Origin of the sequence: Pseudomonas sp. TWRC1-2, from assembly GCF_049896685.1 — a bacterium.
Taxonomy (GTDB): domain Bacteria; phylum Pseudomonadota; class Gammaproteobacteria; order Pseudomonadales; family Pseudomonadaceae; genus Aquipseudomonas.
Window position 1 is genome coordinate 48375 of the sequence record NZ_JAFCUU010000010.1, and the last position, 14068, is coordinate 62442.

A 14068-nucleotide genomic window follows, 5' to 3' on the forward strand; every position below is an offset into this window, starting at 1 on the left:
TTTTTCAGTTTCCCGCGGCGCGACAGATCGCACCGAACTCATCTGCATTCAGGGAAGCTCCACCAATGAGCCCCCCATCGATATCCGGCATGCCGAACAGTTCGACCGCATTGGCCGCCTTCACGCTGCCGCCGTATAGAAGCCGCACACCTTGCGCGACTTCAGAATTCTCTGCCGCCAACTGAGCGCGGATGGCTGCGTGCACATCCTGCGCCTGTTGCGGCGTAGCAGTCAGTCCGGTGCCAATGGCCCAGACCGGCTCGTAAGCAATGACTGCCTTTGCAAATGCACCAAAACCCAGCTCCTCGATGATGCTGCCCAGCTGACGCGAGACAACTTCAAGAGTCTTGCCCGATTCACGTTGCTCCAGGGTCTCCCCTATGCACAACACTGGAATCAAGCCACAAGCCTGTGCCGCTGCGAACTTGCGGTTGAGTGTCCCATCACGCTCGCCCATCATCTGACGGCGCTCGGAGTGCCCGACAAGCACATAGGAACAACCCGCATCTACCAGCTGACTCGGCGAAATCTCGCCGGTCAACGCACCTTGCATGGGCTCCACCGCAGAATTCTGCGCGCCGACCTGAATCGACTTACCTTTCAAGCCATCAACAACCTGGTTGATATGCAAGCAAGGCGGGAAAACCGCAACATCAACACCGCTAGGCAAGGCCAAGTGACGAAGGCCATTGATCAGCTCAGCGACACTGGCGCGGGTACCGTGCATCTTCCAGTTACCAGCTACCATAGTGCGACGCATGCTGTACCTCGTCGGTCAAAGTGGGCGCAGATGTTACCCAACCACATCATCACTGGCAAGCCGAATTCAGGCGCAAATTTCAGTTACCAGTTTTGCCAGGTCTTCGGCATGGCCGCGAACCTGTGTTTCGTCTTCGCCTTCGACCATGACGCGCACCAGAGGCTCTGTGCCGGACTTGCGCAACAGCACCCGTCCACGCCCCGCCATTGCCAGGGTTACGCGCTCGCACGCGTCTTTGACAGCAGGGTGCTCGATCGGGTTTTCGCCACCGGCAAAACGCACATTGAGCAGAACTTGCGGGCACTTACGCAGCGCCTGTCGCGCCAGAGCCAAGCTCTCTTCACGGCGACGCAACGACAACAACACTTGCAGAGCAGCAATGATGGCATCGCCCGTGGTGGTGTGCTGGAAGCAGACAACATGCCCGGAGTTTTCACCCCCCACCTGCCAGTTACGCTCCAGCAGCTCGGCGATCACATATCGGTCACCGACGTTAGCGCGTACGAACGGAATACCCAGTTCCGCCAGAGCGAGCTCAAGCCCAAGATTGCTCATCAATGTGCCGACGACACCACCTTGCAGCTTGTTACGCTCATGCAGGTCGCGAGCAATGATAAACAGCAGGTCATCGCCATCAACCACGGTACCGGTGTGGTCCACCATCAACACACGGTCGCCATCGCCATCAAAGGCAATGCCCAGGTCGGCATGCTCAGCCAGAACGGCCGCCTGCAACTGCCCCATGTGGGTGGAACCGCAATTTTCATTGATGTTCAAGCCGTTCGGTTGCGCCGAAAGCACCGTCACGTCCGCACCCAGCTCTTTGAATACACTCGGAGCCACCTTATAGGTCGCACCATGGGCGCAGTCGACAACGATCTTCAGCCCGGCAAAATTGGTACTGCTCGGAACGCTGCTTTTGCAAAATTCGATATAACGGCCTGATGCGTCGTTGATACGCGACACCTTGCCCAGCTTGCTGGACTCAACCACCGTCATCGGTGCATCCAGCAGCTCTTCAATCATCAATTCGATCTCGTCCGGCAACTTGGTGCCCTGGCCCGAGAAGAACTTGATGCCGTTGTCATCGTGGGGATTGTGCGACGCACTGATCACGATCCCGGCTTCAGCGTGAAAGGTACGCGTCAGGTAAGCGATTGCAGGCGTAGGCATTGGCCCCAACAGCATCACATCAGCACCGGCGGCGGACAAACCTGCCTCCAGCGCCGATTCGAACATATAACCCGAAATACGGGTGTCCTTGCCCACCAGAATGCGGCAAGCGCCCATGCTGCGGAACGCCATGCCTGCCGCCCAGCCCAACTTGAGCATGAAATCAGGAGTAATCGGAAATTCGCCGACCCGACCGCGAATACCGTCGGTGCCAAAATATTTTTTAGTCATAAGTGCTCCATCATTCTTATACGGCTGATTCTACAGCGGCAATTATACGCACCACGTCGACCGTCTCGGCGACATCATGCACGCGCAAAATTCGCGCACCTTTGGTCATGGCAAGCGCAGCAAGCGCCAGACCGCCGTACAGCCGCTCGCCTACCGGGCGATTCAAGGCCAGCCCTATCATGCTCTTGCGCGAAACACCGACCAACAAGGGCCGACCAAGGGCATGCAGGGCTTCTATATGCTTAAAGAGACTCAAATTGTGCTGGAGCGTCTTGGCAAACCCAAACCCGGGATCAAGGATGATCTTTTCGGCAGCGATTCCCGCTTTGGCGCACTGAGCGATTCGTTCGGCGAGAAACCCACTCACTTCACCTACCAGGTCGTCGTAGTGCGGGCTGTCTTGCATGTTGCCGGGCTCTCCCAGCATATGCATCAGGCACACCGGCAGACCGGTTGCCGCCGCTGCATCCAGGGCACCGTCTCGCTGCAGGGAGCGCACATCGTTGATCAGGCCCGCCCCCAGGCGTGCCGTTTCACGCATTACCGCCGGCGTAGATGTATCAACCGAGATGATCACATCAAGCTCGCGGGCGATACGCTCAACTATCGGCGCGACGCGCTCCAGCTCCTCCAGGGGAGAAACAACACGTGCTCCCGGGCGAGTCGATTCGCCACCAACATCAATCAACGTTGCCCCCGCCAGCACCATAGCCTCGGCGTGACGCAACGCGGCGTCCTGCTGACTGAAACGGCCGCCGTCGGAAAAGGAATCAGGGGTTACATTAAGAATGCCCATGACGTGTGTATGGGCCAAATCAAGAACCCGGTTGCCGCAAGGCAACCGGGTGGAGGACGACGCAGAAGTCATTTCAAACCTTAGTGGTCAGCCGCAGGGCCACCGATCGGGGTTTCAGGGCGTTCGTTCTGAACCACTGGCGGGGTGCCAGAGGTGCCTGAACCGCCTTCCCAGTCGCGAGGCTCACGAGGCGTACGACCGGCCATGATGTCGTCGATCTGGTCGGCGTCAATGGTCTCGTACTTCATCAGCGCATCAGCCATGGCATCCAGCTTGTCATGGTTGTCAGTCAGGATCTGCTTGGCAGTGCCGTAGCACTGGTCAATGATGCTGCGCACCTCGGAGTCGATCAGCTTGGCCGTCTCACCGGAGAAGCTGGCGCTTTGACCGCCGCCGCCACGCCCCAGGAACACTTCACCATCTTCCTCGGCATACATCAATGGACCGAGTTTTTCCGACAAGCCCCACTTGGTCACCATGTTTCGTGCAATCTGGCTGGCACGCATGATGTCGTTGGAGGCACCGGTGGTCACACCGTCAAAGCCCAAGGTCATTTCTTCAGCAATCCGGCCACCGTACAGCGAGCAGATCTGGCTGATCAGCGCTCGCTTGGAGAGGCTGTAACGATCCTCTTCCGGCAGGAACATAGTGACACCCAGCGCGCGACCACGAGGGATGATCGACACTTTATAGACCGGGTCATGCTCAGGCACAACACGACCCACAATGGCGTGACCGGCTTCGTGATAAGCGGTGTTCTGCTTCTCTTTTTCGGACATGACCATGGATTTGCGCTCGGCGCCCATCATGATTTTGTCTTTTGCCAGCTCGAACTCTTTCATTTCAACGATGCGTTTACCGGTACGGGCTGCGAACAGCGAAGCCTCGTTTACCAGGTTGGCAAGGTCTGCACCCGAGAAGCCTGGCGTACCACGAGCAATCACGGCAGGCGCCACATCGTCGCCCATCGGCACTTTGCGCATGTGCACTTTCAGAATCTGTTCGCGACCGCGGATATCCGGCAGGCCAACCACGACCTGACGGTCAAAACGACCTGGACGCAGCAGCGCAGGGTCCAATACGTCAGGACGGTTAGTTGCAGCAATGACGATGATGCCGTCATTCATTTCGAAGCCGTCCATCTCCACCAGCAACTGGTTGAGGGTCTGCTCACGCTCATCGTGACCGCCACCCATGCCAGCACCACGATGGCGACCAACAGCGTCGATTTCATCGATGAAGATGATGCACGGTGCGTGCTTCTTGGCCTGTTCGAACATATCGCGAACACGGCTGGCACCCACACCTACAAACATTTCGACGAAGTCAGAACCGGAAATAGTGAAGAACGGCACTTTGGCTTCGCCGGCAATCGCCTTGGCCAGCAAGGTTTTACCGGTACCCGGAGGACCAACCATCAGTACGCCGCGTGGAATACGGCCGCCCAGGCGTTGGAACTTGCCCGGATCGCGCAGAAACTCGACCAGCTCGCCGACTTCTTCCTTGGCTTCGTCGCAACCTGCAACGTCAGCCAGGGTGGTCTTGACCTGATCCTCGGAGAGCAGGCGCGCCTTGCTCTTGCCGAAGCTCATCGGCCCGCCCTTGCCTCCCGCACCGCCTTGCATCTGGCGCATGAAGAACATGAACACGGCGATAATCACCAGAATCGGGAAGCTGGCGACCAGGAGTTGAGTCCAGATGCTCTGCTGCTCAGGCTGCTTGCCTTCAACGACTACGTGGTTATCCACCAGATCGCCGATCAGACCGTTGTCCTGGATAGCCGGACGAATGGTCTTGAAGCTGTCGCCATCGTTGCGTTTGCCGGTGATCACGTAGCCATCAACCGCTACGCGCTCGACCTTGCCATCCTTAACTTGCTGGATGAAGTCGGAATAGTTGAGGGTCTGCGGCTCGTTAGGGCTGGAGAAGTTGTTCATCACCGTCACCAGGACTGCCGCGATGATCAACCACAGGATCAGATTCTTTGCCATATCGTTCAATTAACTACCCTCTGAAGCAAGCTCCGCTACTGGCGCGCGCTTCGCATGATATTCACCGGCCTAACTTACTACATTACCTACAACTCTGGCAGGCGCCGTCTGTAACCCTTTGTGAAACTTTGACTACACAATATTCGTAAAGCTTCGTGACGAAAGCGATATAAAAAAACCTATCGCCTTCCTCGAATTCCTTAAAAACGCTCTTCACTCGCCGCACCTTCAACACCGCGGAAGCCGCGGCACAGCAGGTATTGCTCCCGAGACCTGTCCCGAGAAGAGTCTGGCTTGCGCGTTTGCACCTTGTCGAACAACTTGCGGATGTTCTTGTGGTACTCGTCAAAACCTTCGCCCTGGAAGACTTTCACCAAAAAATCACCACCCGGACGCAACACCCGACCCGCCAAATCCAGCGCCAGTTCACACAGGAACATTGCGCGCGGCATATCGACGGCCGGTAATCCACTCATATTGGGGGCCATGTCGGAAATCACAAGGTCTACCTGCGAATTTCCCACTGCCTCGAGGATCTCTGCGAGCACGGCGTCCTGGGTGAAGTCACCGTGAACAAAGGTCACATCCGGGATGCTGTCCATTTCCAGGATGTCGGAAGCGATCAAGCGGCCCTGCCCACCAATCAGACGACTGGTCACTTGGGACCAGCCACCAGGGGCCGCGCCAAGGTCAATAACGCTCATGCCGGGGCGAATCAATTTGTCCTTGTCCTGGATCTCAAGGAGCTTGTAGCTGGCCCGCGAACGGTACCCGTCCTTTTGCGCCTTTTTGACGTAAGGATCGTTGAAATGCTCTTGCAGCCACTTAAGGCTAGTTTTGGAACGGGCCACGGGCCACCTCGAAAAATAAAACGGGTCGTGATTAACTGGGCGGTCCCGGACTCGCTCGGGTAAACTGGCCGCCGCTTTTTACAAGATCAGACGCAGGGGTCAGATTATGCCGCTCACTCAAGAGCAGAAGAAACAGTACAAATCCATTGGCCACCATCTGAAACCAGTTCTGATTGTGGCAGACAACGGTTTGACTGAGGGTGTGTTAGCCGAACTTGAACGCGCATTGGGCGATCACGAACTGATCAAGATCAAGGTCAACATCCTTGACCGCGAAGCGCGTTTGGCCGCCGTTGCAGAACTGTGCAAGGTCGGCAAAGCGGATCTGGTTCAGGTCATCGGCAAGATGGCGCTGCTGTATCGCAAGAACTTCAGCGTCAACAAGCAACTGTCGAACGTACACCGCTTCAAGTAACAAAAGGGTCACGGGCGTGCTTCGCGCGCCCCGCCACTCCATCCTGGCGCCGGTTGTAAAACCAGCACCAAGCCGGAGAACCCTAGCACAAGATAGCTGAATAACTGCCAGCGCAACGCTTCCGGCAGCCACGTATGCACCACGCAAAACATTGCGCATGCGTACAGCGCCATCAACAGCAGTTGGCCGCGAATATCCCGCCACAAACTCCCCAAGCCCTCGGCCTTGATCAGCACCAGCACCTGGAGCGTCACGCACGCCGCCGCAAAACCTACCAGCAGCGCGCTGAGCAATCCGTCGATTTCATCGATCAGCAACGGCGCCAGGCCAATCAGACCCAGCGTCGGCAATAAACCAATGTGTAACAACCACACGCCGCCCACCCAAAGCATCTGGGCAAGCTGCCAAAGCATGGCGCCCGCACGAAGCGGGCGCTGTCTTTCAGATGTGACGAACTTCAACAATCTCGTACTCGATCACGCCACCGGGCGTTTTCACCGCCACCACATCACCCTCTTCCTTGGCAATCAAGGCGCGAGCAAGAGGCGAACCAACCGAGATCTTGCCGAGTTTGAAGTCAGCTTCGTCCTCGCCGACGATGTGGTAAACAACGCGCTCATCCGTCTCGACGTTGGCGATTTCCACAGTGGTACCGAAAATCACTTTGCCGGTATGCGGGATGGTCGTGACGTCGATGATCACCGCGTTCTGCATACGGCCTTCAATGTCACGGATCCGCGCTTCGACCATACCTTGCTGCTCGCGAGCAGCATGGTATTCAGCGTTTTCCTTCAAGTCACCCAGCTCGCGGGCCGTACCGATGTCCTGGCTCAGCTTCGGACGGACAACCTTGGTCAGATGGGCGTGTTCCTCTTCCAGGGCCTTGGCGCCCTGGACGGTCATTGGGTATTTGGTCATGCCTTCAATCCTGCGTGTAGATCCTGCAAGCGACGCACGGTCTTTTCCGGACCGAACTTGAGCGCTTCGCAGATGGCTTCGCCAGCAGCAATGGTAGTGGTGCAGTAGATCTTGTGCTGCAAGGCATTACGACGAATGGAGTAGGAGTCCGCGATCGACTGGCGACCTTCAGTGGTGTTGATGATCAGGGTGACTTCGTCATTCTTGATCATGTCGACCACGTGCGGACGGCCTTCCGTCACCTTGTTCACGCGACGCACTTTCAGGCCGGCAGCTTCGATCAGCTTGGCGGTCCCGGCGGTGGCCACGACTTCAAAGCCCAAGTTGATCAGATCACGGGCCACGCCTGCAACCAGCGGCTTGTCATCATCCCGCACACTGATGAACGCGGTACCGCCGGTCGGCAGCACTTCGCTTGCACCCATCTGGGCTTTGGCGAACGCTTCACCGAAGGTGTCGCCCACGCCCATCACTTCACCGGTGGACTTCATCTCTGGGCCCAGGATCGGGTCCACGCCGGGGAATTTGGCGAAGGGGAACACCGCCTCTTTCACGCTGTAGAAGTTAGGAATGATTTCCTTGGTGAAGCCGATTTCCTTCAAGGTCTTACCGGCCATCACACGGGCAGCAATCATCGCCAGAGAAACGCCGATGCACTTGGAAACAAATGGCACGGTACGCGAAGCACGCGGGTTGACTTCGATGACGTAGATGTCTTCGCCTTGCAGCGCCAACTGTACGTTCATCAGGCCGACCACGCCCAGTTCCAGAGCCATCTTCTTGACCTGCTCGCGCATCTCGTCCTGGATGTGCGCCGGCAGCGAGTATGGCGGCAGCGAGCATGCGGAGTCACCGGAGTGAACGCCCGCCTGCTCGATGTGCTGCATGATCGCGCCGATCACTACGTCGGTGCCATCGCAAACAGCATCCACATCCATCTCGATGGCGCAGTTGAGGAAGTGGTCCAGCAGCACCGGGCTGTCGTTGGACACTTTCACCGCATCACGCAGGTAACGCTTGAGTTCTTCTTCTTCGTAGACGATTTCCATCGCACGGCCGCCCAATACGTAGGACGGACGCACCACCAGCGGGTAACCGATCTTGCTGGCTGCGCGGATGGCTTCGTCTTCGCTGCGCACGGTGGCGTTAGGCGGCTGACGCAGACTCAAGCGCTCAACCATCTGCTGGAAGCGCTCACGGTCTTCGGCACGGTCGATGGCGTCAGGGCTGGTGCCGATGATAGGCACGCCCGCTGCTTCCAGGGCGCGAGCCAGTTTCAGCGGAGTTTGGCCACCGTACTGGACGATCACGCCTTTTGGCTTCTCGACGCGGCAGATTTCCAGCACGTCTTCCAGGGTGACCGGCTCGAAGTACAGACGGTCGGAAGTGTCGTAGTCAGTGGAAACGGTTTCCGGGTTGCAGTTGACCATGATGGTCTCGTACCCGTCTTCGCGCAGGGCGAGAGCGGCGTGTACGCAGCAGTAGTCGAACTCGATGCCCTGGCCGATACGGTTTGGACCGCCGCCCAGAATAATGATTTTGTCGCGGCCCGACGGTGCGGCTTCGCACTCCTCCTCATAGGTGGAGTACAGGTACGCAGTGTCCGTGGCGAACTCGGCAGCGCAGGTGTCAACGCGCTTGTAGACCGGGAAGATATCCAGCTTGTGGCGATGCGTGCGCAGGTTCTTCTCGGTCACACCCAGCAGCTTGGCCAGACGCTGGTCGGAGAAACCTTTGCGCTTGAGGCGGAACATCAGGTCGCGGTCGATGGAGGACAGACCAAGGGTCTTGACCTTCTCTTCTTCCTTGATCAGATCTTCGATCTGCACCAGGAACCACGGGTCGATCATGTTCATGCCGAAGATTTGTTCGACAGTCATGCCGGCGCGGAAAGCATCGGCCACGTACCAGATGCGCTCAGCGCCCGGCACGGTCAGCTCGCGCTTGAGCACGCTCATGCTTTCCGGGTTGCTCAGGTCGAGCTTCTCGTCCAGACCGCAAACACCCACTTCCAGGCCACGCAGGGCTTTCTGCAGGGACTCTTGGAAGGTCCGGCCGATGGCCATGACTTCACCGACGGATTTCATCTGGGTGGTCAGGCGAGCGTCAGCCTTGGCGAACTTCTCGAAGGCAAACCGTGGCAGCTTGGTCACGACGTAGTCGATGGACGGCTCGAAGGATGCCGGCGTAGCGCCACCAGTGATTTCGTTTTGCAACTCGTCCAGGGTGTAACCGATCGCCAGCTTGGCAGCGATACGCGCAATCGGGAAGCCGGTGGCTTTCGATGCCAGCGCCGAAGAACGCGATACACGCGGGTTCATCTCGATCACGACCATACGACCGGTGTCCGGGCAGATGCCGAACTGAACGTTGGAACCGCCGGTTTCAACGCCGATCTCACGCAGTACCGCCAACGAGGCGTTACGCATGATCTGGTATTCCTTGTCCGTCAGGGTCTGTGCCGGAGCAACGGTGATCGAGTCACCGGTGTGCACGCCCATCGGGTCGAAGTTTTCGATCGAGCAGACGATGATGCAGTTGTCCTTTTTGTCGCGGACAACCTCCATCTCGTACTCTTTCCAGCCGATCAGGGATTCGTCGATCAGCAGCTCTTTGGTCGGCGACAGGTCCAGACCACGGGCGCAGATTTCTTCGAACTCTTCACGGTTGTAGGCGATACCGCCACCGGTGCCGCCCATGGTGAAAGACGGACGGATGATGCACGGGAAGCCCAGCTTCTCGAGGACCGCATTGGCCTCTTCCATGCTATGGGCGATACCGGAACGCGGGCAATCCAGGCCGATGGACTTCATGGCCTTGTCGAAACGCGAGCGGTCTTCAGCCTTGTCGATGGTGTCGGCGTTGGCGCCGATCATCTCTACGCCGAATTTTTCCAGGACGCCTTCGCGCTCCAGGTCCAGGGCGCAGTTCAGTGCGGTCTGGCCGCCCATGGTTGGCAGCAGCGCGTCCGGACGCTCTTTCTCGATAATCTTGGCAACGGTCTGCCACTTGATCGGCTCGATGTAGGTGGCGTCGGCCATGTCCGGGTCGGTCATGATGGTGGCCGGGTTGGAGTTCACCAGGATGACGCGGTAACCCTCTTCGCGCAGGGCTTTACAGGCCTGGGCGCCGGAGTAGTCGAATTCGCAGGCCTGGCCGATCACGATCGGGCCAGCGCCGAGAATCAGGATGCTTTTTATGTCTGTACGTTTTGGCATGGGTTTGTCACTCAAATCCGCAGGTCAGTCGGCAAGCCGTCTTGAACACTCTTTGAAGAGCCTGCGGGGGCCACCGACATTCGGGGCCGCCCGCAGGCCGCTCAGTCAGCGTCGCTTGGCCATCTCATTGATGAAACGGTCGAACAGCGGCGCTACGTCGTTCGGGCCCGGGCTGGCTTCAGGGTGGCCCTGGAAGCTGAACGCGCTCTTGTCGGTGCGCTCGATGCCTTGCAGGGAACCGTCGAACAGCGACTTGTGAATAGCGCGAACGTTAGCCGGCAAAGTCGCTTCATCCACCGCAAAACCATGGTTCTGGCTGGTGATCATCACAACGCCAGTGTCCAGGTCTTGCACAGGGTGGTTGGCGCCGTGGTGGCCGTGACCCATTTTCAGGGTCTTGGCGCCGGAGGCCAGGGCCAGCAGCTGGTGACCGAGGCAGATACCGAATACCGGAATCTCGGTTTCCAGCACTTCCTTGATCGCTTTGATGGCGTAGTCGCAAGGCTCGGGGTCACCCGGGCCGTTGGACAGGAACACACCGTCCGGCTGCAGGGCCAGCACGTCGCTGGCCGGGGTTTGCGCCGGCACCACGGTCACGCGGCAACCGCGCTCAACCAGCATGCGCAGGATGTTGTACTTGATCCCGTAGTCGTAGGCGACCACGTGGTATTGCAGGTCGGCAGCGGCGATGGTCTCGTGGCTGTCGGTCTTCAAGTCCCAGACAGTGGAGCGCCACTCGTACTGCTCTTTGGTGCTGACAACTTTCGCCAGGTCCATGCCTTTCAGGCCAGGGAAGCCTTGCGCTGCGGCAATCGCCGCTTCTTCGGAAATATTGTCACCCGCCATGATGCAGCCGTTCTGCGAGCCTTTTTCACGCAGGATGCGTGTCAGGCGGCGCGTGTCGATACCGGCGATTGCCACAACATTGTTGGCTTTCAGGTAATCGGACAGCGACATCGTGTTACGCCAGTTGCTCGCAACCAGCGGCAGGTCACGAATGACCAGACCAGCCGACCAGACACGATCAGACTCGACGTCTTCCGGTGTAGTACCGGTGTTGCCGATGTGCGGATAGGTCAGGGTAACAATCTGTTGGGCGTAGGAAGGATCGGTAAGGATTTCCTGATAGCCGGTCATGGCAGTGTTAAACACTACCTCTCCAACGGTTTGACCGTCGGCTCCAATGGCTTCGCCGCGAAAAATGCTGCCATCAGCAAGGGCGAGTATGGCTGGCTTAGTCAAGAAGACCTCCCGTAAATAAAGCCTGAAAGGGCGATCGCAGGTTGTAAAAAAGCGGAGTGACGTATGGACACGTCACCCCGCTTCTTCACTGAATTATTCTGCGCGCTTTTAGTGGACACACTAAAGCTGTAGCTTACAGAAAAAGGCTTTTTTGGTCCACCGCTAATGAGCCTTAAAGGCAGGGGAATGCGACAGGAAGTCGCCTAGCGGGTAAAAACGGGGCCTCAGGATAATCCTGAGGCCCCGTTTTAGCTACTGATTAGTGCAGATCCAGCACATCACGCATGTCGTACAGCCCCGCTTCACGACCTTCCAACCAAAGGGCGGCACGTACCGCACCCTTGGCGAATGTCATGCGGCTTGAGGCTTTGTGCGTGATCTCAAAGCGCTCGCCTTCGGAGGCGAACAACACAGTGTGATCACCCACCACATCGCCACCGCGCACAGTGGCAAAACCGATGGTGTCACGTGCACGCGCCCCGGTATGACCTTCACGGCCATACACCGCGACTTTCGACAGATCACGCCCCAGCGCATCGGCGATGGCTTCGCCCATGCGCAATGCGGTACCCGACGGCGCGTCGATCTTGTGGCGATGATGGGTCTCGATGATCTCGATATCCGCCTCATCACCCAGCACGCGAGCGGCCAGGTCCAGCAACTTGAGCGACAGGTTCACGCCCACACTGAAATTGGCAGCGAAGACGATTGGAATATCCTTGCCCGCCTCCACCAGCAACTGCTTCTGCTCAGCACTCAAGCCCGTAGTACCGATCACCATGGCTTTGCCCGCCTTGCGGCAGAACGCCAGGTTTTTCAGCATCACCTCCGGCAGGGTGAAATCGATCAGCACGTCGAACTCGTCAGCCACCTGCTCCAGGTTGCCCGACAACGAAACGCCGATGCGCCCCAGCGAGGCCAGCTCACCTGCATCCGCACCGATCAACGTGCTGCCCGGGCGGACAATCGCCGCCGTCAGCCCGGAGGCCGGCGAGCGCTGCTGCACCGCTTCAACCAGCGTCTTGCCCATGCGCCCGGCAGCGCCCATTACGGCTATACGTCGCATACTCACTTCCTTACAGGTCGCCGAAGAAGCGCTTCACGCCATCGAAAAAGCCGGCGGTTTTCGGCGAATGGGAGTCATCACCTTCCAACGAACTGCGGAACTCTTCCAGCAGTTCACGCTGACGACGCCCGAGGTTGACCGGTGTTTCCACCGCCACGCGACACATCAGGTCGCCAGCACCGCCACCGCGTACCGGCGCAACGCCTTTGCCACGAATACGGAACTGTTTGCCGGTCTGCGTACCTTCAGGAATCTTGAGTTTGACCCGACCGTCCAGCGTCGGAATCTCCAACTCGCCACCCAGGGCCGCATCGACAAAGCTGATCGGCACTTCACAGAACAGGTGTTTGCCATCGCGCTGGAAGATCGAGTGCTCGCGCACATTGATCACCACATACAGGTCGCCCGTAGGCCCACCTTGAGTCCCCGCCTCACCTTCGCCCGACAGACGAATGCGATCACCGGTATCGACACCCGCCGGCACCTTCACCGAGAGGGTCTTGTACTCTTCTACGCGGCCTTCGCCGTGGCAGGAGTTGCACGGATCAGAAATGATCTTGCCCTGACCATGGCAACGCGGGCAGGTCTGCTGCACCGAGAAGAAGCCCTGCTGCATACGCACCTGGCCGACACCGCCACAGGTTGGGCACGTGATCGGCGAAGAGCCTTTCTTGGCGCCCGAGCCATCGCACGGCTTGCAATTGACCAGCGTCGGCACACGGATATTGACGCTGGTGCCGCGCACGGCTTCTTCCAGGTTCAGCTCCAGGGTGTAGCGCAAATCGCTGCCACGCTGAGCGCCGCCACGCTGGCCGCCACGGCCACCGCCGAAGAAGTCGCTGAATACGTCGCCGAAAATATCGGAGAAATTCTGACCACCAAAGCCAGCACCGCCGCCGCCCATGCTTGGGTCAACCCCCGCATGACCATACTGGTCGTAGGCCGCACGCTTGTTGGGATCAGACAGGCACTCGTAGGCCTCATTGGCCTCTTTGAACAGCTCTTCGGATTCTTTGCTATCCGGATTACGGTCCGGGTGGTGCTTCATCGCCAGGCGACGGTAAGCCTTTTTCAGGTCCGCCTCGCTGGAGCCACGCTCCACACCCAACACTTCGTAATAGTCACGCTTTGCCATAAGTCTTTGCACTCTTAAGGACGTTCGGCCAGACCCTCCTGAGCCTTGCCAAACTCGTTGAGCCCCAATACAGGCCCGGACCCAACTCACGTCAATTCAACGATCCTGGTCATAACTGCTTTTAGCCAGGGAGCCGGCCAAAAACGCGGTGACTGTTGCCAGGAAGCAGGAGCATTCCCAGTCACACCGCCAACATCCGAACCTTGTCGCATGTTGTAAAAATTCGCATACCCCAGACACGCCAACGCGGGAGCAAGCTCCCGCGCGGCGAC

General features: G+C 58.4%; 12 protein-coding genes. 1 reads left to right on the forward strand and 11 read right to left on the reverse strand.

The window, feature by feature from the left end:
- Window positions 1-4 precede the first annotated feature (4 nt).
- The 5 genes from tpiA to rlmE all read right to left on the reverse strand — a co-directional run bounded on the left by tpiA (window position 5) and on the right by rlmE (window position 5802).
- Window positions 5-760 (reverse strand): triose-phosphate isomerase, encoded by a 756-nt coding sequence (tpiA, locus tag ACP7B3_RS25060; RefSeq protein WP_426181607.1) that lies wholly within the window; start codon window positions 758-760, stop codon window positions 5-7.
- Between the two features lie 66 nt (window positions 761-826).
- Window positions 827-2164: a phosphoglucosamine mutase gene (gene glmM / locus ACP7B3_RS25065; protein ID WP_426181610.1), complete on the reverse strand. Its 1338-nt coding sequence runs from the start codon at window positions 2162-2164 to the stop codon at window positions 827-829.
- Window positions 2165-2180: 16 nt separating this feature from the next.
- The gene (gene folP / locus ACP7B3_RS25070; protein ID WP_145162154.1) at window positions 2181-3032 is read right to left on the reverse strand and encodes a dihydropteroate synthase; all 852 of its coding nucleotides are present in this window, start codon (window positions 3030-3032) and stop codon (window positions 2181-2183) included.
- 8 nt (window positions 3033-3040) lie between these two features.
- On the reverse strand, window positions 3041-4951 hold the full coding sequence (gene ftsH, locus ACP7B3_RS25075) for an ATP-dependent zinc metalloprotease FtsH (RefSeq protein ID WP_426181614.1): 1911 nt from the start codon (window positions 4949-4951) through the stop codon (window positions 3041-3043).
- Between the two features lie 200 nt (window positions 4952-5151).
- The gene (gene rlmE / locus ACP7B3_RS25080; protein WP_034117848.1) at window positions 5152-5802 is read right to left on the reverse strand and encodes a 23S rRNA (uridine(2552)-2'-O)-methyltransferase RlmE; all 651 of its coding nucleotides are present in this window, start codon (window positions 5800-5802) and stop codon (window positions 5152-5154) included.
- Between the two features lie 106 nt (window positions 5803-5908).
- Between rlmE and ACP7B3_RS25085 the strand changes: the two genes are divergently transcribed.
- Complete coding sequence (locus ACP7B3_RS25085; protein ID WP_106579258.1) at window positions 5909-6217, forward strand: YhbY family RNA-binding protein; 309 nt, start codon at window positions 5909-5911, stop codon at window positions 6215-6217.
- An 8-nt stretch (window positions 6218-6225) separates the two neighbouring features.
- Here ACP7B3_RS25085 and ACP7B3_RS25090 read toward each other — a convergent pair whose 3' ends face one another.
- From ACP7B3_RS25090 to dnaJ, 6 genes are all read right to left on the reverse strand, one after another.
- The gene (locus ACP7B3_RS25090) at window positions 6226-6630 is read right to left on the reverse strand and encodes an MFS transporter (RefSeq protein ID WP_106579259.1); all 405 of its coding nucleotides are present in this window, start codon (window positions 6628-6630) and stop codon (window positions 6226-6228) included.
- A 28-nt stretch (window positions 6631-6658) separates the two neighbouring features.
- Window positions 6659-7135: a transcription elongation factor GreA gene (greA, locus tag ACP7B3_RS25095; RefSeq protein ID WP_083356716.1), complete on the reverse strand. Its 477-nt coding sequence runs from the start codon at window positions 7133-7135 to the stop codon at window positions 6659-6661.
- Window positions 7132-10353 carry a carbamoyl-phosphate synthase large subunit gene (carB, locus tag ACP7B3_RS25100; RefSeq protein WP_145162157.1) on the reverse strand — a complete coding sequence of 1074 codons (3222 nt, stop codon included), beginning with the start codon at window positions 10351-10353 and terminating at the stop codon, window positions 7132-7134. The genes greA and carB overlap by 4 nt, the downstream gene beginning before the upstream one ends.
- A gap of 105 nt (window positions 10354-10458) precedes the next feature.
- Window positions 10459-11595, reverse strand: a complete 1137-nt coding sequence (gene carA, locus ACP7B3_RS25105) for a glutamine-hydrolyzing carbamoyl-phosphate synthase small subunit (protein WP_124418491.1) — start codon at window positions 11593-11595, stop codon at window positions 10459-10461.
- Between the two features lie 259 nt (window positions 11596-11854).
- Window positions 11855-12661 (reverse strand): 4-hydroxy-tetrahydrodipicolinate reductase, encoded by an 807-nt coding sequence (gene dapB / locus ACP7B3_RS25110; RefSeq protein ID WP_242200398.1) that lies wholly within the window; start codon window positions 12659-12661, stop codon window positions 11855-11857.
- 10 nt (window positions 12662-12671) lie between these two features.
- Window positions 12672-13796, reverse strand: coding sequence for a molecular chaperone DnaJ (gene dnaJ, locus ACP7B3_RS25115; RefSeq protein WP_426181622.1), 1125 nt, complete (start codon window positions 13794-13796; stop codon window positions 12672-12674).
- Between the last annotated feature and the right edge of the window lie 272 nt (window positions 13797-14068).

Coding starts and splice junctions, on each gene's coding strand:
- tpiA (WP_426181607.1), bottom strand. CDS start 760: ATGCGTCGCACTATGGTAGCTGGTAACTGGAAGATGCACGGTACCCGC.
- glmM (WP_426181610.1), bottom strand. CDS start 2,164: ATGACTAAAAAATATTTTGGCACCGACGGTATTCGCGGTCGGGTCGGC.
- folP (WP_145162154.1), bottom strand. CDS start 3,032: ATGACTTCTGCGTCGTCCTCCACCCGGTTGCCTTGCGGCAACCGGGTT.
- ftsH (WP_426181614.1), bottom strand. CDS start 4,951: ATGGCAAAGAATCTGATCCTGTGGTTGATCATCGCGGCAGTCCTGGTG.
- ACP7B3_RS25085 (WP_106579258.1), top strand. CDS start 5,909: ATGCCGCTCACTCAAGAGCAGAAGAAACAGTACAAATCCATTGGCCAC.
- ACP7B3_RS25090 (WP_106579259.1), bottom strand. CDS start 6,630: ATGCTTTGGCAGCTTGCCCAGATGCTTTGGGTGGGCGGCGTGTGGTTG.
- greA (WP_083356716.1), bottom strand. CDS start 7,135: ATGACCAAATACCCAATGACCGTCCAGGGCGCCAAGGCCCTGGAAGAG.
- carB (WP_145162157.1), bottom strand. CDS start 10,353: ATGCCAAAACGTACAGACATAAAAAGCATCCTGATTCTCGGCGCTGGC.
- dapB (WP_242200398.1), bottom strand. CDS start 12,661: ATGCGACGTATAGCCGTAATGGGCGCTGCCGGGCGCATGGGCAAGACG.
- dnaJ (WP_426181622.1), bottom strand. CDS start 13,796: ATGGCAAAGCGTGACTATTACGAAGTGTTGGGTGTGGAGCGTGGCTCC.